The 17,861-nt window shown below is 60.8% G+C and carries 18 protein-coding genes; 8 read left to right on the top strand and 10 right to left on the bottom strand.

Features of this window, described 5'->3' with window-relative positions:
- Positions 1-13: 13 nt before the first annotated feature.
- The gene (locus M5G18_RS16600; RefSeq protein WP_064592400.1) at positions 14-730 is read right to left on the bottom strand and encodes a response regulator transcription factor; all 717 of its coding nucleotides are present in this window, start codon (positions 728-730) and stop codon (positions 14-16) included.
- A 166-nt stretch (positions 731-896) separates the two neighbouring features.
- On the opposite strand from M5G18_RS16600, the gene M5G18_RS16595 reads away from it, so the two are divergent.
- The gene (locus M5G18_RS16595; RefSeq protein ID WP_273898124.1) at positions 897-2,438 is read left to right on the top strand and encodes a sensor histidine kinase; all 1,542 of its coding nucleotides are present in this window, start codon (positions 897-899) and stop codon (positions 2,436-2,438) included.
- 157 nt (positions 2,439-2,595) lie between these two features.
- Here M5G18_RS16595 and M5G18_RS16590 read toward each other — a convergent pair whose 3' ends face one another.
- The 4 genes from M5G18_RS16590 to glyQ all read right to left on the bottom strand — a co-directional run bounded on the left by M5G18_RS16590 (position 2,596) and on the right by glyQ (position 7,006).
- Positions 2,596-3,375 carry a lysophospholipid acyltransferase family protein gene (locus M5G18_RS16590; RefSeq protein WP_179693169.1) on the bottom strand — a complete coding sequence of 260 codons (780 nt, stop codon included), beginning with the start codon at positions 3,373-3,375 and terminating at the stop codon, positions 2,596-2,598.
- Positions 3,376-3,457: 82 nt separating this feature from the next.
- Positions 3,458-3,997: a D-glycero-beta-D-manno-heptose 1,7-bisphosphate 7-phosphatase gene (gene gmhB, locus M5G18_RS16585; RefSeq protein WP_164872121.1), complete on the bottom strand. Its 540-nt coding sequence runs from the start codon at positions 3,995-3,997 to the stop codon at positions 3,458-3,460.
- Between the two features lie 4 nt (positions 3,998-4,001).
- Entirely contained in the window at positions 4,002-6,056 is a 2,055-nt protein-coding gene (gene glyS / locus M5G18_RS16580) for a glycine--tRNA ligase subunit beta (protein ID WP_007954113.1), read from the bottom strand.
- The gene (gene glyQ / locus M5G18_RS16575; RefSeq protein WP_003187265.1) at positions 6,053-7,006 is read right to left on the bottom strand and encodes a glycine--tRNA ligase subunit alpha; all 954 of its coding nucleotides are present in this window, start codon (positions 7,004-7,006) and stop codon (positions 6,053-6,055) included. The genes glyS and glyQ overlap by 4 nt, the downstream gene beginning before the upstream one ends.
- 81 nt (positions 7,007-7,087) lie before the next feature.
- Here glyQ and tag point away from each other — a divergent pair, with 81 nt between their 5' ends.
- A complete protein-coding gene (gene tag, locus M5G18_RS16570; RefSeq protein ID WP_273898123.1) occupies positions 7,088-7,645 on the top strand; it encodes a DNA-3-methyladenine glycosylase I in 558 nt (185 codons plus the stop codon).
- A gap of 40 nt (positions 7,646-7,685) precedes the next feature.
- The gene (locus M5G18_RS16565) at positions 7,686-8,573 is read left to right on the top strand and encodes a lysophospholipid acyltransferase (protein WP_085748012.1); all 888 of its coding nucleotides are present in this window, start codon (positions 7,686-7,688) and stop codon (positions 8,571-8,573) included.
- Positions 8,574-8,624: 51 nt separating this feature from the next.
- Here M5G18_RS16565 and M5G18_RS16560 read toward each other — a convergent pair whose 3' ends face one another.
- The 5 genes from M5G18_RS16560 to def are packed head-to-tail and all read right to left on the bottom strand — an operon-like array spanning position 8,625 to position 13,188.
- Positions 8,625-8,939 carry a hypothetical protein gene (locus tag M5G18_RS16560; RefSeq protein WP_273898122.1) on the bottom strand — a complete coding sequence of 105 codons (315 nt, stop codon included), beginning with the start codon at positions 8,937-8,939 and terminating at the stop codon, positions 8,625-8,627.
- A gap of 20 nt (positions 8,940-8,959) precedes the next feature.
- Entirely contained in the window at positions 8,960-10,336 is a 1,377-nt protein-coding gene (trkA, locus tag M5G18_RS16555) for a Trk system potassium transporter TrkA (protein ID WP_085606334.1), read from the bottom strand.
- Positions 10,337-10,358: 22 nt separating this feature from the next.
- A complete protein-coding gene (rsmB, locus tag M5G18_RS16550) occupies positions 10,359-11,669 on the bottom strand; it encodes a 16S rRNA (cytosine(967)-C(5))-methyltransferase RsmB (protein ID WP_273898121.1) in 1,311 nt (436 codons plus the stop codon).
- Positions 11,666-12,625 (bottom strand): methionyl-tRNA formyltransferase, encoded by a 960-nt coding sequence (gene fmt, locus M5G18_RS16545; protein WP_273898120.1) that lies wholly within the window; start codon positions 12,623-12,625, stop codon positions 11,666-11,668. The genes rsmB and fmt overlap by 4 nt, the downstream gene beginning before the upstream one ends.
- Before the next feature lie 56 nt (positions 12,626-12,681).
- Positions 12,682-13,188, bottom strand: coding sequence for a peptide deformylase (gene def, locus M5G18_RS16540; RefSeq protein WP_007954104.1), 507 nt, complete (start codon positions 13,186-13,188; stop codon positions 12,682-12,684).
- Positions 13,189-13,357: 169 nt separating this feature from the next.
- Between def and M5G18_RS16535 the strand changes: the two genes are divergently transcribed.
- The 5 genes from M5G18_RS16535 (at position 13,358) to M5G18_RS16515 (ending at position 17,830) form a co-directional block, all read left to right on the top strand.
- Positions 13,358-14,383 (top strand): LysM peptidoglycan-binding domain-containing protein, encoded by a 1,026-nt coding sequence (locus tag M5G18_RS16535; RefSeq protein WP_007954103.1) that lies wholly within the window; start codon positions 13,358-13,360, stop codon positions 14,381-14,383.
- A gap of 79 nt (positions 14,384-14,462) precedes the next feature.
- Positions 14,463-15,563, top strand: coding sequence for a DNA-processing protein DprA (gene dprA / locus M5G18_RS16530; protein WP_273898119.1), 1,101 nt, complete (start codon positions 14,463-14,465; stop codon positions 15,561-15,563).
- Positions 15,564-15,617: 54 nt separating this feature from the next.
- A complete protein-coding gene (gene tsaC, locus M5G18_RS16525) occupies positions 15,618-16,175 on the top strand; it encodes an L-threonylcarbamoyladenylate synthase type 1 TsaC (protein WP_007954101.1) in 558 nt (185 codons plus the stop codon).
- 271 nt (positions 16,176-16,446) lie between these two features.
- On the top strand, positions 16,447-17,118 hold the full coding sequence (locus tag M5G18_RS16520) for a hypothetical protein (RefSeq protein ID WP_273898118.1): 672 nt from the start codon (positions 16,447-16,449) through the stop codon (positions 17,116-17,118).
- A complete protein-coding gene (locus tag M5G18_RS16515; RefSeq protein ID WP_273898117.1) occupies positions 17,096-17,830 on the top strand; it encodes an iron-containing redox enzyme family protein in 735 nt (244 codons plus the stop codon). Before M5G18_RS16520 ends, M5G18_RS16515 begins: the two co-directional genes overlap by 23 nt.
- The last annotated feature ends 31 nt before the right edge of the window (positions 17,831-17,861 follow it).

Here is a 17,861-nt window from a genome sequence, read left to right as displayed (position 1 = left end):
TATTGCCCGCGATTCACTCCCCTGCCGCCACACTCTCCAACCGATATCCATACCCATAAATCGTCAGCAACTGCCAACCCCGATCCGCCGTCAGCCCGAGCTTGTTGCGCAGGCGATAGATATGGGTGTCCAGCGGTCGAGACGTGGACATTTCTTCGTGGGGCCAGAATCGTTCGTACAGATAGTCCCGTGACAGCGGTCGCCCAAGGTTGCTGAACAGGCAATGAGCGAGACGATATTCGCGCTCGGTCATGACAATCGGTTTTCCGTCGCGGGTGACGGTCAGTTCGGCGTCGTCGAACACCAGGTCGTTGAAACGCAGGACTTCGGCCGGGGCGCTGCGTTGCAGGCTGTGCCGACGCAGTACCGCTGCAACCCGCGCCTTCAGTTCATTGGGTCGAAACGGTTTGCTGACGTAATCGTCGGCCCCGGCATTCAGGGCCTGGACGATGTCGCTTTCACCATCGCGGCTGGTGAGCATGATGGCGGCCGGCGGGGCTTCCATGTGTTCGCGGGTCCAGCGCAGCAGCGCCAGGCCGGTGAGGTCGGGCAATTGCCAGTCGAGGATCAGCAGGTCGAAGGTTTCCCGGCGCAACTGTCGCAGCAGGTCTTCACCGCTTTCGAAGCTGTGCAGTGACCAGGGCTGTCCTCCGGCTTCGGCCATTTGTTGCAGGGTCTGCTCGACCCGGCGCAGTTCGGCGGGTTCATCGTCCAGTATCGCAACGCGCATACGCGGTGGTTCCTTGTCGCTCGGGCAATGGGTGCCGACCGGATCGGCTCACTCCATGCAGTGAAAGTAAGCGGCACGCCGTGGGGTGAGCCGCTATGATTCTTCGGGTCTACGTCCTCAGACCGGCCGCCTATGAAACCATTCAACCCGCCCTGCCCTGTTTCCCATGAATAACCAGCGCCGACACGAAAGCCGCGTACCCAGCCAGGTTCAGCGATTGTTCCGGCAACTGGTGCGCGAGTGGGTGTGGATAAGTCTAGTGCTGTTGCCGCTGACTGCACTGCTTTCCTGGCGTGCGCAGATCAATTTGCATGACCCGGCCCCGTTGATGGGCGCGGGACTCTCGGTAGCCATGATCGCGTGCGTACTTGGGTTGCTGCTGTGGCGCCCGCGTCTGGCGCTCTGGCTGACATTGGGCGGAATTGCCTGCGTGCTGTTGACCAGTGCAGGCCTGGCTGAAATGCGGCGTTGGTGGTCGCCGACGCCTGCGGCGCTCGGGATGCTGTTCGGCTATCTGATCTGGAACTGGCGGCGCCTGAGTGTGGTGCTCACTTACTTCGGCTGGGAGCTGGCACGGCTGGACAGTGAACCGAAAGTCTTTCCCGAACGACGTCGGGCGCAGTTTCCCAGCGCCGACCGCTTGCAGGGGCAGATCATGGCGCTTGAGCAAGCCATGAGCCGTACCCGCGATACCCGCCGATTCATTGCCGACGGGCTGGAGTATCTGCCGGTCGCAACGCTGATCAGCGATCCACGGGGGCAAGTCTTGTTGGGCAATCGCAAGGCCCGGAGCCTGTTCGATCACAATCTGGTGGGCGAGGATGTGCTCGATCAACTGGCGAGCCTGGGCTATCCAGAGTTGTCCACAGAGTCGCGTCCGCCACTATCCGAGCTGCCTCTGCTGGAATTTCGTGACCACAAGGAACGTAGCCTGCGCCTGGAACGCGCCGCGTTGTTGCCAGTTGATGGCGACTTGCCGATCGGCTGGCTCCTGAGTCTCACTGACCTGAGCGCCGAACGCGCCGCCGAGGAGCAGCGCGGTGTGTTGCTGCGCTTCCTGTCCCATGACCTGCGCGCTCCCCATTCGGCGATTCTCGCCTTGCTTGATGTACACCGGCATCAGGCGGGAACGGATTCGCCGCTGTTCGAACAGATTGAGCGCCAGGTACGTCGGGCGCTGGAGCTCACCGACGGCTTCGTTCTGCTGGCCCGGGCCGAATCCGAGGCGTATCAGTTTCAACCGAGCCTGTTCGGGATGCTGGTCATGGACGTGCTGGATCAGGCCTTGCCCATCGCCCAGCAAAAACGCATCGAGCTCTTGAGCGACATGGACGAACAATCCCACGAGCGCCTGATCCTGGCCGATCAGGGCTTGCTGACCCGCGCACTGTTCAACCTGCTGGAAAATGCGATCAAGTACAGCCCGGCCGGATCCACCGTCGACCTGCGTGTCAGTTGCCACGACGACTGGCTGCGTTGTGAACTGACCGATCAAGGCAAAGGCATCGCTGCAGAGGAACTGCCCGATCTGTTCAGCCAGTACCGGCGCTTTTCTTCTGCGCAGGGCATCGATGGCGTGGGGTTGGGGTTGTCGATGGTCAAAGCCGTGGTGGATCACCATGGCGGCCGAATCGAATGCCTGAGCGTAGTCGATCAAGGCACGACATTCCGTCTGGAGCTGCCGCTGTTCGCTGAAGAGCAGGCATAAAAAAACCGGCTATATCAGCCGGTTTCCTTACTTCCGAAAAAAACTTATGCACCTTTTACGGTGTTTTAGCAGCTTCGGAAATATATAAGTAAATCAGTCACTTAATTTGATAATTCGGGACTTTGCGAACAAACCGTACACAGGTTATCCACAAATCTCAGACAGCGATCTGATCGTTCGCAGCCGGTGCCTCAGGGGCCGGAGGCAGCGAGCCCATTTCCCGTTGGGTCTTCTCGTTCCACGCTTGCACCCGATCATTCAAATCGGCGATGGCGCGGGGGCCACTGCCCTCGGCGTACATCGGCTCACCGATCACCACAGTGATCACGCCCGGCTTTTTACCCCAACCGATTTTCGGCCAGAACTTGCCGGCATTGTGCGCAATCGGCAGTACTGGAAGCGCGGCATTCACCGCCAACGCGCTGCCACTGCGGGAGAACTTGCCGATGGTGCCGTGGGGAACGCGAGTGCCTTCAGGGAAGATCAGCACCCAGACATTGTCCTTCAGCAGCTCGTCACCCTTCGCAGCGACTTGCTTGAGGGCGGCTTTCGGGTTGTCGCGGTCAATCGCGATCGGCCGCAGCATGGCCATCGCCCAGCCGAAGAACGGTACGTACAGCAATTCGCGCTTGAGCACCTGGCTCAAGGGCGAGAAATAAGCGGAGAGAAAGAACGTCTCCCAGGTGCTCTGGTGGTTCGATTGAATCACGCAGGGCCGGTCAGGCACGTTTTCTGCGCCTTTGACTTCGTAACGGATACCGAGGAACACCTTGGTCAACCACAAGGCGCAACGGCACCAGTACACGTTGATGAAGCGATAGCGCGCCTTGAACGGCAGAAAGGGCGCGATAAAAAAGCTCAGGCTGCACCACAGCAAGGACGTGGTGCCCAGCAGCAGGTAAAAGAGGAAGATTCTGATGGCCTGCAGTATCGACATGGCGACGTTTACCGTTACGGGCAATGCCCGACTGTTCAAGCGCACTCCCGATCAATCCCTGGTCAGGAACTTCAGAAGTACTCTAGTTGTGGATAAGTTCTGCGGCAATCGCCGCGAGATCGTCAAAAATCAGGGTGCCCACCGGCAAGGTCTTGGCCTGAGTCTTTTCGCCTTTCCCGGTCTTTACCAAAACGGGCTGTGAATCGACGGCTTTGGCGGCCTCCAGGTCACCAAGGCTGTCGCCGACGAACCAGACATTCGTCAGCGCGACGTTGTAATGCTGCGCGATGGTTTTCAACATCCCCGGTTTCGGCTTGCGGCAGTCGCAACCCTCGTCCGGCCCATGCGGGCAATACACGATCAGCCCGACTTCACCGCCCTGCTCCGCTACCAGTTCGCGCAGGCGCGCATGCATGGCATCCAGGGTGGCGAGGTCGTAGTAGCCGCGAGCAATGCCCGACTGGTTGGTGGCGACCGCCACCGTCCAGCCGGCCTTGCTCAACTGCGCAATCGCTTCGATCGAGCCGGGAAGCGGAATCCACTCCTCCACCGACTTGATGTAAGCGTCGGAGTCGTAATTGATCACTCCGTCCCGATCGAGAATCAGCAGTTTCAACAGCAATCCCTCAACCCAGCAGCGAAATGTCGGCAACGCCCAGGAACAGGCCACGCAGACGCGCCAGCAGCGCGTAACGGTTGGCCCGCACATTGGCGTCTTCGGCATTGACCATCACCGCGTCGAAGAACGCGTCCACCGGCTCGCGCAGGGCGGCCAGACGTGCCAGCGATTCGTTGTACTGACGCGCCGCGGCCATTGGCTGTACAGCCTGGTCCGCTTGCTGGATCGCCGAGTACAGCGAGAACTCGTTGGCGTTGTCGAAGTACTTGGCCTGGACCTCGGTCGGCACCGAGCCTTCCACCTTGCTCAGCAGGTTCGACACACGCTTGTTCACCGCCGCCAGCGCTGCCGCTTCCGGCAGTTTGCGGAAGGCCTGAACCGCTTGCACACGCTGGTCGAAGTCCAGCGCCGAACCCGGCTTCAGGGCACGTACCGACAGGTAGGTGGCCACATCCACGCCTTCGTCTTCGTAACGCGCACGCAGACGGTCGAAGATGAACTCCAGCACCGCGTCGTTCAGGCCGGCAGCCTTGACCTTGGCACCGAACGCATTCACGGCGAACGCCACGGCGTCGTTCAGGTCCAGATCCAGTTGTTTCTCGATCAGGATCCGCAGCACGCCCAGTGCCGCACGGCGCAGGGCATACGGGTCTTTGCTGCCGGTCGGCAACATGCCGATGCCGAAGATGCCGACCAGAGTGTCGAGCTTGTCGGCGATGGCCACGGCCGCACCGGTCAGGGTGGCTGGCAGTTCAGCGCCGGCACCGCGCGGCATGTACTGCTCGTTCAGCGCCAGGGCAACGTCTTCCGGCTCGCCGTCATTGAGGGCGTAGTAGTAACCGGCGACACCTTGCATCTCCGGGAACTCGCCGACCATTTCGGTGGCCAGGTCGCACTTGGACAGCAGGCCTGCGCGGGCAGCCCACGAAGCGTTGCCGCCGATGCGTGCGGCAATGTAGGCCGCCAGTTTCGAAACGCGCTCGGCCTTGTCGTAGACGCTGCCGAGTTTTTCCTGGAACACCACGTTCTGCAGGCGATCGTTGAACGCTTCGAGCTTCTGCTTCTTGTCCTGCTTGAAGAAGAACTCGGCGTCGGTCAGACGTGGGCGAACCACCTTCTCGTTACCGGCGATGATCTGCTGCGGGTCTTTGGATTCGATGTTGGCCACGGTGATGAAACGTGGCAGCAACTTGCCGTCGGCATCCAGCAGGCAGAAGTACTTCTGGTTGTCCTGCATGGTGGTGATCAGCGCTTCTTGCGGCACGTCGAGGAAACGTTCCTCGAACGAGCACACCAGCGGCACTGGCCACTCGACCAGCGCAGTCACTTCGTCGAGCAGCGCCGGCGGCACAATCGCGGTGCCTTCCTGACGGGTCGCCAGCTCTTCGGTGCGCTTGCTGATGATTTCGCGACGCTCGTTGGCGTCGGCCAGCACGTAAGCGGCACGCAGGTCGGCCAGGTAGCTCGACGGCGAACCGATGCGCACGCTTTCCGGGTGGTGGAAACGGTGGCCACGGGATTCACGGCCAGCCTTCTGCGCGAGGATCGTGCAGTCGATGACCTGGTCGCCGAGCAGCATCACCAGCCACTGGGTCGGACGCACGAACTCTTCCTTGCGCGCACCCCAACGCATGCGTTTCGGGATCGGCAGGTCGTTCAGCGAGTCTTCGACGATGGTCGGCAGCAGGCTCGCGGTCGGCTTGCCGGCGATGTTCTGGCTGTAGCGCAGTTTCGGACCGCTCTGGTCGATTTCGCTCAGCTCGACGCCGCACTTCTTGGCGAAGCCCAGGGCCGCTTGAGTCGGGTTGCCTTCGGCATCGAACGCAGCCTGACGTGGCGGGCCGTCGAGGTTGATGCTGCGATCCGGCTGCTGGGTGGCCAGCGCAGTGATCAGCACAGCCAGACGACGCGGTGCGGCGTAGACGGTTTTGGTCTCGTAATTCAGGCCGGCAGCTTGCAGGCCCTTGTCGATACCGGCCAGGAACGCTTCGGCCAGGGTGTTCAGGGCTTTGGGTGGCAGTTCTTCGGTGCCCAGTTCAACCAGAAAATCTTGAGCACTCATTGTGCAGCCTCCAGCTTGGCCAGTACTTCGTCACGCAGGTCCGGGGTTGCCATCGGGAAGCCCAGCTTGGCGCGGGCCAGCAGGTAGGCTTGGGCGACGGAACGCGCCAGGGTGCGAACGCGCAGAATGTATTGCTGACGCGCAGTCACCGAGATCGCCCGGCGTGCGTCCAGCAGGTTGAAGGTGTGCGAGGCCTTCAGGACCATTTCGTAGCTTGGCAACGGCAGCGGCTGGTCGAGTTCGATCAGGCGCTTGGCTTCGCTTTCATAGAAGTCGAACAGTTCGAACAGCTTGTCGACGTTGGCGTGTTCGAAGTTGTAGGTGGACTGCTCCACTTCGTTCTGGTGGAACACGTCGCCGTAGGTCACTTTGCCGAACGGACCGTCAGCCCAGACCAGGTCGTAGACCGAGTCCACGCCCTGCAGGTACATGGCCAGACGCTCAAGACCGTAGGTGATCTCGCCTGTCACCGGGTAGCACTCGATGCCGCCCGCCTGCTGGAAGTAAGTGAACTGGGTCACTTCCATGCCGTTCAGCCAGACTTCCCAGCCCAGACCCCAGGCGCCGAGGGTCGGCGATTCCCAGTTGTCTTCGACGAAGCGGATGTCGTGGACCAGCGGATCCAGGCCGACATGCTTGAGGGAGCCCAGGTACAGCTCCTGGAAGTTGTCCGGGTTCGGCTTCAGGACTACCTGGAACTGGTAGTAGTGCTGCAGACGGTTCGGGTTTTCGCCGTAACGGCCGTCAGTCGGACGGCGGCTTGGCTGCACGTAAGCGGCGTTCCAGGTTTCCGGGCCGATGGCGCGCAGGAATGTCGCGGTGTGGAAAGTGCCGGCGCCTACTTCCATATCGTAGGGCTGAAGTACCACACAACCTTGCTCGGCCCAGTATTGCTGGAGCGCGAGGATCAAGTCTTGGAAGGTACGCACGGCTGGCGTAGGCTGGCTCACGAAATTCACCTGTTTCTTGGGCTGCGATTTAAAGAGCGGGAGTATACCCGATTCAGTCGCACCTCCACCCCCTGGAGCCTTATGCCACGCTGCTTTTGGTGCAACGAAGATCCGCTGTACATGGCTTACCACGATCAGGAGTGGGGCACGCCGCTACGCGATGCGCAGGGTTTGTTCGAGTTGCTTTTGCTCGAAGGGTTCCAGGCCGGGCTTTCGTGGATCACCGTGCTGCGCAAGCGCGAGCGATATCGCGAGGTGTTGTTCGGCTTCGACGTACAGCGCGTGGCGCAGATGAGCGACGCGGAAATCGATGAATTGATGCTCGATCCGGGGATCATCCGCAACCGCCTCAAGCTCAACGCCGCCCGGCGCAACGCCCAGGCCTGGCTGGCGCTGGAAGATCCGGTGGCCTTCCTCTGGTCGTTTGTGGATAACCGCCCGGTGATCAATCATTTCAAGGATCGCAGCGAAGTCCCGGCCATCACTCCACAAGCCGTGGCCATGAGCAAAGGCCTGAAAAATGCCGGTTTTACCTTCGTCGGGCCGACCATCTGTTACGCGCTGATGCAGGCCTCCGGCATGGTCATGGACCACACTCAGGACTGCGACCGCTACGCGCAGCTGGTCAACGCCGGTTAGAATGGCCGCCTCGCGCACAGCACAAAATCAGGAGTGACCTGTGGAAAAGTTTAAAGGCGCCATGCTGGTTGGCGCTCTGCGGCTGTTTGCCCTGCTTCCGTGGCGGGCTGTGCAGGCCGTGGGTTCGGCGATCGGCTGGATCATGTGGAAAACCCCCAACCGTTCCCGCGATGTGGTGCGGATCAACCTGGCCAAATGTTTTCCACAGATGGACCCGGCCGAGCGTGAGCGTCTGGTCGGCCAGACCCTGAAAGACATCGGCAAATCCCTGACCGAAAGCGCCTGCGCCTGGATCTGGCCGGCCCAGCGTTCCATCGACCTGGTGCGCGAAGTCGAAGGCCTCGAGGTGCTGAAAGAAGCGCTGGCCTCGGGCAAGGGCGTGGTCGGCATCACTAGCCACCTGGGCAACTGGGAAGTGCTCAACCACTTCTATTGCAGTCAGTGCAAACCGATCATTTTCTACCGGCCGCCGAAGCTCAAGGCTGTGGATGAATTGCTGCGCAAACAGCGCGTGCAACTGGGCAACAAAGTCGCCGCGTCGACCAAGGAAGGCATCCTCAGTGTCATCAAGGAAGTGCGCAAGGGCGGTCAGGTGGGGATTCCTGCGGACCCGGAGCCGGCCGAATCCGCCGGGATCTTCGTGCCGTTCTTCGCCACTCAGGCCCTGACCAGCAAGTTCGTGCCGAACATGCTCGCCGGTGGCAAGGCTGTCGGGGTGTTCCTGCATGCCCTGCGCCTGCCGGACGGTTCCGGCTACAAGGTGATCCTCGAAGCGGCGCCGGAAGCCATGTACAGCACCGACACCGAAACCTCCTGTGCGGCGATGAGTAAAGTCGTCGAGCGTTATGTGGCGGCTTATCCGAGCCAGTACATGTGGAGCATGAAGCGCTTCAAGAAGCGTCCGCCGGGCGAGGCGCGCTGGTACTGATCGGCGAGGGGCGTTTGTGGATAACCTGACAATACGGGTTATCCACAGCCGTCACGGCTTCTGCCGATCGAGCTTCTTCAGAAACACCGTCATTTCCTTCTCGGCCTGCTTGTCACCATGGGCCCGGGCCGCTTCCAGCCCCTGCTCCCATGCCTGCCGCGCAGCCGCCAGGTCACCCAGCGCCAACTGCGCCTTGCCCAACAATTTCCACGCCGCCGAATACTTCGAATCGAAGCCGACACACCGCTGCAAGTGCTCGGCTGCCTTCGCGTTCTCCCCCAAATCCAGATAACCCTTGCCGAGGCCGAAGCGCAGCAGCGAGTTATCCACACCCTTGGCGAGCATTTTTTCCAGGGATTCGATCATCGGTCTCGTCTCTTGGTCGGTCAGAAGAAACTCAGGCCCACGTGGAACAACTTTTCCACATCGCGAATATGCTTTTTATCCACAAGGAACAGGATCACATGGTCCCCGGCAGCGATCACTGTGTCGTCGTGGGCGATGATCACTTCTTCATCGCGGATGATCGCGCCGATGGTGGTGCCTGGCGGCAGTGCAATGTTTTCGATGGCCTTGCCGATGACCTTGCTCGACTTCGAATCACCATGGGCCACCGCTTCGATGGCTTCCGCCGCGCCCCGGCGCAACGAGTGCACACTGACGATATCGCCGCGCCGCACGTGGGCCAGCAAGGTGCCGATGGTTGCCAGTTGCGGGCTGATGGCGATGTCGATGTCGCCGCCCTGGATCAGGTCGACGTAGGCCGGGTTGTTGATGATCGTCATCACCTTCTTCGCGCCCAGACGCTTGGCCAGCAGCGACGACATGATGTTGGCTTCGTCATCGTTGGTCAGCGCAAGGAAGATGTCCGCGTCGGCAATATTCTCTTCCAGCAGCAGGTCGCGATCCGACGCGCTGCCCTGCAGCACCACGGTGCTGTCGAGGGTGTCGGAGAGATAACGGCAGCGCGCCGGGTTCATCTCGATGATCTTCACCTGATAGCGGCTTTCGATGGCCTCGGCCAGGCGCTCGCCGATCTGGCCACCACCGGCGATGACGATGCGTTTGTAGCTTTCGTCGAGACGGCGCATTTCGCTCATCACTGCGCGAATGTTCGCACGTGCGGCGATGAAGAAGACTTCGTCGTCGGCCTCGATCACCGTATCGCCCTGGGGAAGAATCGGTCGGTCGCGACGGAAAATCGCGGCGACTCGGGTTTCCACATTCGGCATGTGTTCGCGCAACTGGCGCAGTTGCTGACCCACCAGCGGCCCGCCGTAGTAGGCGCGCACCGCGACGAGTTGCGCCTGGCCTTCGGCGAAATCGATCACCTGCAAGGCGCCGGGATGCTGGATCAGACGCTTGATGTAGTTGGTGACGACCTGCTCGGGACTGATCAGCACGTCGACCGGAATCGCCTCGTTCTGGAACAGTTGCTCCTCGCGGGTCAGGTAGGACGCTTCGCGCACCCGGGCAATCTTGGTCGGGGTGTGGAACAGGGTGTGGGCGACCTGGCAGGCGACCATGTTGGTTTCGTCGCTGTTGGTCACCGCGACCAGCATGTCGGCGTCGTCGGCACCGGCCTGACGCAGAATGTTCGGCAACGAGCCACGGCCCTGCACGGTACGGATGTCGAGGCGGTCGCCCAGATCGCGCAGACGGTCGCCGTCAGTGTCGACCACCGTGATGTCGTTGGCCTCGCTGGCCAGATGTTCAGCCAGCGAACCGCCGACCTGTCCCGCACCGAGGATGATGATTTTCATCCAGTCACTCCATTGAATCCGTTTAGCCGCGCGCGGCAGCGATCTTGATCAGCTTGGCGTAGTAGAACCCGTCATGCCCGCCCTGCTGGGCCAGCAATTGGCGACCATGGGGCTGCTTGATCCCGGCGGCCGTGGCCAGATCCAGTTCCCGGGCACCCGGTGTGCGCTCAAGGAACGCGGCGATCACTTCGGTGTTCTCGGTCGGCAAGGTCGAACAGGTGGCGTAGAGCAGGATGCCGCCCACTTCGAGGGTTTTCCACATCGCGTCGAGCAACTCGCCTTGCAGTTGCGCGAGGGCGGCGATGTCGTCGGCCTGGCGGGTCAGCTTGATGTCCGGGTGACGGCGGATCACGCCGGTGGCCGAGCACGGTGCGTCGAGCAGAATGCGCTGGAACGGCTTGCCATCCCACCACGCTGTCGTGTCGCGACCGTCGGCGGCGATCAGTTCGGCGTTCAGACCGAGGCGTTCGAGGTTTTCCTTCACTCGCACCAGACGCTTGGCTTCCAGATCCACCGCTACCACGCCGGCCAGCGCCGGTTCGGCTTCAAGGATGTGGCACGTCTTGCCGCCCGGCGCACAGCAGGCGTCCAGCACTCGCTGGCCCGGTGCGAGGTCGAGCAGGTCGGCGGCCAGTTGCGCGGCCTCGTCCTGCACGCTGATCCAGCCTTCGGCGAAGCCCGGCAGGCTGCGCACATCGGCAGCGGCCTCCAGCACGATGCCGTCACGGCTGAAGGTGCACGGCTGCGCGGCGATCCCGGCTTCAGTCAGCAGACCCAGGTACGCGTCACGACTGTGATGACGACGGTTGACCCGCAGAATCATCGGCGGATGCGCGTTGTTGGCTTCGCAGATGGCTTCCCATTGCTCAGGCCAGAAGGCCTTCAGGGATTTTTGCAGCCAGCGCGGGTGGGCGGTGCGCACCACCGGATCGCGTTCCAGTTCGGCGAAGATCGCCTCATGTTCGCGCTGCGCATTGCGCAGCACGGCGTTAAGCAAACCCTTCGCCCACGGCTTTTTCAGCTTGTCGGCGCAACCGACGGTTTCGCCGATGGCGGCGTGCGGCGGGACGCGGGTGTAGAGCAGTTGATAGAGGCCGACCAGCAGCAACGCCTCGACATCGGCGTCCGCTGCCTTGAACGGCTTCTGCAGCAGTTTTTCCGCCAGCGCCGACAAACGTGGCTGCCAACGGGCGGTGCCGAACGCCAGGTCCTGGGTGAAACCGCGATCGCGATCTTCGACCTTGTCCAGTTGCGTCGGCAGGGAGCTGTTGAGCGAAGCCTTGCCGCTCAGGACAGCGGCGAGTGCCTTGGCGGCGGCCAGACGCGGGTTCATTGCGCTTCTACCGCTGCGCCCAGCACGGTGCCGGTGGCGAATTTCTCACGGCGGCTGTTGAACAGATCGCTGAAGTTAAGCGCCTTGCCGCCGGGCAATTGCAGACGGGTCAGGCACAGCGCCTGTTCGCCACAGGCGACGAGCAAACCGTCCTTGCTGGCGCCGAGGATGGTGCCCGGTGCGCCGTTGCCATCGGCAAGTGTCGCCGCCAGCACTTTCAGCGCTTCGCCGTTGAGCGTGCTGTGGGTGATCGGCCATGGATTGAAGGCGCGGACCAGACGTTCCAGCTCAACGGCCGGACGGCTCCAGTCGATGCGTGCTTCGTCCTTGTTCAGTTTGTGCGCGTAGGTGGCGAGCTCATCGTTCTGCACTTCGCCTTCCAGGGTGCCAGCGGCCAGACCGGCAATCGCCTGCACCACGGCGGTCGGGCCCATTTCGGCGAGGCGATCGTGGAGGCTGCCGCCGGTGTCTTCGGCGCTGATCGGGGTCACGACCTTGAGCAGCATCGGGCCGGTATCGAGGCCCGCTTCCATACGCATCACGGTCACGCCGCTCTCGGCGTCGCCCGCTTCCACCGCGCGCTGGATCGGTGCCGCACCGCGCCAGCGTGGCAGCAGCGAGGCGTGGCTGTTGATGCAACCCAGGCGCGGAATATCCAGCACCGCTTGCGGCAGGATCAGGCCGTAGGCGACCACCACCATCAAATCCGGTTTGAGCGCAGCGAGCTCGGCTTGAGCGTCAGCGTTGCGCAGGGTCGGCGGCTGCAACACCTGGATATTGTTTTCCAGGGCGAGTTGTTTGACCGGGCTCGGCATCAATTTTTGCCCACGACCGGCCGGGCGATCCGGTTGGGTATAGACCGCAACGATCTCGTAAGGGCTGTCCAGCAGGGCCTTGAGGTGTTCGGCGGCGAATTCCGGGGTGCCGGCAAAAACGATGCGCAGTGGCTCAGTCATTGGGGAGTCTCATAAAAAGAAAAAGGCTTGCCGCAGCAAGCCTTTGGAGAGGGGCATCAAGCGTTCTGGCGGTGCTGCTTTTCCAGTTTCTTCTTGATCCGGTCGCGTTTGAGCGTGGACAGGTAATCGACGAACAACTTGCCGTTAAGGTGGTCGCATTCGTGCTGGATGCACACGGCGAGAAGGCCTTCGGCGATCAGTTCGTAAGGCTTGCCGTCGCGGTCCAGAGCCTTGATCTTGACCTTCTGCGGGCGGTCGACGTTTTCGTAGAAACCCGGCACCGAGAGGCAGCCTTCCTGGTATTGCTCCATTTCGTCGGTCAGCGATTCGAACTCGGGGTTGATGAACACCCGCGGTTCGGTGCGGTCTTCGGAAAGGTCCATCACGACGATACGTTTGTGCACGTTGACCTGGGTCGCGGCAAGGCCGATGCCCGGCGCTTCATACATTGTTTCAAACATGTCATCGACCAGCTGACGCACTTCGTCGTCCACTACAGCCACAGGTTTGGCGATAGTGCGCAGACGCGGGTCCGGAAATTCGAGGATGTTCAAAATGGCCATAAGCTTGATTGCTGCACGTGTGAGGTAAAGTCGGGCGATGGCCTGGCGGGTCCGAAGATGCAGGCTACCGTTGTGAAACGTAGCTCCTTGATTTTCAGCATAGAGCAGGGAGCGAGCCACGGGGGCTCTGGCGTTTCACGCGAACGCACATAATAAAGGGATTCACCGCATGAGGAAATCACTACTCGCCCTGCTGTTTCTGGCCTCGGCCGGCGCCGCGCACGGGCAAGTGCAACTCAAGGAAGGTTTTCCACAGCAATACACGGTGGTTTCGGGGGATACGCTCTGGGACATCTCCGGTAAATATTTGCGCGAACCCTGGCAGTGGCCGCAGCTGTGGCGGGCTAATCCGCAGATCGAAAACCCCAATCTGATCTACCCCGGCGACACGCTGACGCTCAGTTACGTCAACGGCCAGCCGCGCCTGACCGTCAATCGCGGCGAGTCGCGCGGCACCATCAAGTTGTCGCCACGCATCCGCACCAGCCCGGTGGCCGAGGCGATTCCGAGCATTCCGCTCAAATCGATCAACAGCTTTCTGCTGAGCAACCGCATCGTCGATAAGGTCGAGGACTTCGACAAGGCGCCGTACATCGTCGCCGGCGATGCCGAACGGGTGCTCAGCGGCACCGGCGACCGGATCTTCGCCCGTGGCCATTTCGATCCGAACCAGCCGGTCTACGGCATCTTCCGCCAGGGCAAGGTCTACACCGATCCGCAGAGCAAGGAGTTTCTGGGGATCAACGCCGACGACATCGGCGGTGGTGAGATCGTCGCCACCGAAGGCGACGTCGCCACCCTCGCCCTGCAACGCACGACCCAGGAAGTGCGCCTCGGCGACCGCTTGTTCAGCGGCGAAGAGCGTTCGATCAACTCGACCTTCATGCCCAGCGCTCCCACTACCGACATCAACGGCCTGATCATCGATGTGCCGCGCGGCGTCACGCAGATCGGCGCGATGGACGTGGTGACCCTGAACAAGGGCAAACGCGACGGCCTGGCCGAGGGCAACGTGTTGGTGGTGATGAAAACCGGGGAAACCGTGCGTGACCGGATCACTGGCCAGCCGCTGAAAATCCCCGATGAACGTGCCGGATTGCTGATGGTGTTCCGCACCTACGACAAACTCAGTTACGGCCTCGTGCTGAACGCATCGCGCTCGCTCGCGGTGCTGGACAAGGTGCGAAATCCTTAGCTGGCTTCACAAGTTACCAACAGAGTTATCCACAGCTTGTTCCGAAAGGTTCGGGCCTTATAACGATCAAGGATGATCCATGATGATGCCTGTCTCTGCGTCGGTTTCCCCGGCGGAACTGGAAGCGCGCCTGCGCCTGCACCGCTTGCCGGAAGTCGGTCCCAAGCGTTTCACCAAACTGCTCGAAGCCTTCGGCTCTGCCTCGAAGGCGATCAGCGCGCCGGCCAGCGCCTGGCGCTCGCTGGGTTTGCCGGCGGTCTGCGCCGAGGCCAGACGCTGCCCTGAAATTCGCGACGGCGCCAGCCACGCATTGCGCTGGCTAGAGCGTCCGGATCAACATTTGCTGATGTGGGATCACCCGGATTACCCGGCCTTGCTGGCGCAGATTCCCGACCCGCCGCCCTTGCTGTTCGTCGCTGGCGACCCACGGATTCTGGAAAAACCGCAACTGGCGATGGTCGGCAGTCGCCGCGCTTCCCGCCCGGGTATGGACACTGCCGCTGCGTTTTCCCGCAGCCTTGCGGGGGCCGGATTCGTCATCACCAGTGGCCTGGCGCTGGGCATCGATGCGGCGGCGCATCAAGCTGCTGTCGATGTCGGTGGGCAAACGGTCGGTGTGCTCGGTACCGGCCTGGAAAACTTTTATCCACAGCGCAACCGGCGGCTGGCGGACGCGATGATTGCGTCTGGCAGTGCGGTGCTTTCGGAGTTTCCTCTGGACACCGGGCCGACGGCGAGCAACTTCCCCAGGCGCAACCGGATCATCAGCGGTTTGTCCCTCGGCGTGCTGGTGGTCGAGGCCAGTGTTGCCAGCGGTTCGTTGATCACCGCGCGGCTGGCAGCGGAACAGGGTCGCGAGGTGTACGCCATTCCGGGCTCGATCCATCACCCCGGCGCCCGGGGCTGTCATCAGTTGATCCGTGACGGCGCCGTGCTGGTGGAAACCATCGAGCACATTCTCGAAGCCCTGCGCGGCTGGCAGCACCTGCCGGTATCCACCGTCGCAGCGAATCCGGATAACCCGTTGTTGCGTCTGCTGCACGCCGCGCCGCACACCAGCGAGGGGCTGGCCGACAGCAGTGGCTGGGCGCTGCCCAAAGTGCTGGCGGCACTCACCGAACTGGAGATGGATGGCCGCGCCGTGTGCGAAAACGGCCGCTGGTTTGCGCGCGTGAGCTAGGTTTTACATTGAAGATCGGTAAACTGCGCGAAACCTGTTTGCGGAGAGTTTTTCATGGTCAACAGTTGGCGTGTGCAACAAGCCGCACGAGAGATTCGCGCCGGGGCGGTGATTGCCTATCCAACCGAAGCCGTCTGGGGGCTGGGGTGCGATCCTTGGAATGAAGAAGCGGTGGATCGCCTGTTGGCGATCAAGAACCGTTCGGTGGACAAGGGCTTGATCCTGGTCGCCGACAACATTCGTCAATTCGATTTTCTGTTCGAGGATTTCCCCCAGGACTGGATCGACCGCATGGCCAGCACCTGGCCGGGGCCGAACACCTGGTTGGTGCCGCACCAGAACCTGCTGCCGGAGTGGGTGACCGGGGTGCATGACACCGTGGCGCTGCGGGTCAGCGATCATCCGCAGGTGCGGGATCTGTGCTCGCTGGTAGGGCCGTTGATTTCGACGTCGGCCAATCCACAGGGGCGACCGGCGGCGAAGAGTCGCTTGCGGGTCGAGCAATATTTCCGAGGTCAGGTCGATCTGGTGCTCGGCGGAGCGCTTGGCGGTCGCAAGAACCCGAGCCTGATTCGGGATCTGGCCACCGGCAATATCGTGCGCCCGGCCTGATACCACCCTTGGTTAATCATGTGAGTACTCCTCGGCTTTCATGGCGAGGAGTACTACGCGTGCCTGCGATTTTTCCTTCACTTAGCTGAAGTTATAGCCCTGTGTTTTGTTTGAATTTTTCCTTTCTACGTCAGATGAATCTTTAAGTGTTCAATTGTTGTAATTTTTCCGACGTTATTCTCAGAAGCCACACAGTGGCGATTTTTCTAAAACCATTCATTATTTCAATGCGCTCAGAAAACTTCGAAAAGTTAACGGCTGCGGAGAAGAAATGGATATCAGGGATTCGCAATTAACGGATTATCTGCAAGAGATTCAGACGACCTTTAAAAGGCGTCATGAAAACTATCGCATCGTTATTCTTGAAGCAGGATCAGACACACGAGAGTTTGAACGGTTTGTTTCCCGTCATTTTCGATTGCGATTGCAACACTACATGTTGACACCCAGAGCCAGGTCACTTGAAACACGCTTGGCGATTATTTCGCGCAGTACCCACTTTCTGTTGTATCAGCACGACAGGCCCACGGCCGTGTTGAGAGTGACCCCTGCGCCGTTCGAATGGGCCTCACTGGCGCAGCAGCAACTGTCTCCCGCCACGACGCTGTCGCGCCATGTCGAGTTCAGTCGCTTGATCAGTCACTCGCAGAATCAGTTCCCCATGTCGATCAACGGCCTGCTGGCGGCTGCCACGGAGTGGGCGATCAAGCGGGGTTACGAAGGGGTTACCGCGCTATGCCGACCACCGCAGCGGCGACTGTTCCAGCGCTTTGGCCTGACGCCCATCACCACCGACGCCCTGCGCATCGAACAGCGCCAACGCGGCGATTACTGGCTGCTCTCGGCTCAATGGCAGCAAATCCTCACAGCACTTCAACAGTCCGCCCACCTGCTCGCCAACCCATTGGAGAACTCCGTTGATGAATACGCCTCTCAGTTTTGAACAACAATTAAGCCTGCTCGATGAGCGAATCGAAAAGTCATGGGCCGGTATTCTGGAAAGTTCGCGGCTGGTAAAAGCCATCCGCGAGGGCAGCATTTCTAAAGCCTTATATGCGATCTACATGATCCAGACTTTTCATTACACGGCGCACAATGCGCGAAATCAAGGACTGGTGGGTGTTAGACATGCGGATAATCCGGTGTATGCCAAGTTCTGCTTTGAACATGCGGCACAGGAAGTCGGTCATGAAAAAATGGCACTGCATGATGTCATGAGTCTTGGTTTGAAGAATGAAGTGTTCGATATTCCGCCTGCACTTCCGGCCACTGATGTATTGATCGCTTATTTATATTGGATCTCCTTTACCGGTAACCCGTTACAACGGCTTGGTTATAGTTATTGGGCAGAAAATGCCTACCAGTTCATTACTCCGCTCATTGATAGCCTGAGTGAAACACTGGCGCTCAAACCCGCTCAACTGACTTTCTTCATTGCGCATTCCGACATTGATATCGAGCACTTCAACGAAATCAAATTGATGCTGCAGCGCACCTGCAAGCGTCAGGAAGACTGGGATGCGATAGCCACTGTGATGGAAACCAGCCTGCGTCTGACCGGCAACATGCTCGAGGCGGTTTATGAGCAGTTCGAGGCCTGGCGAAACGGGCTGGCGCCTCGCTATGACTTCCTCCATGCGCTGGACAACCAATGAAGGCCGGCCACCCATGTTCAGATCAGACGGC

The organism is Pseudomonas aphyarum (assembly GCF_028657055.1).
Classification (GTDB): Bacteria; Pseudomonadota; Gammaproteobacteria; order Pseudomonadales; family Pseudomonadaceae; genus Aquipseudomonas; species Aquipseudomonas aphyarum.
Note: the sequence above shows the minus strand (reverse complement) of the source record. Positions and strands in the feature narration are given on the sequence as shown.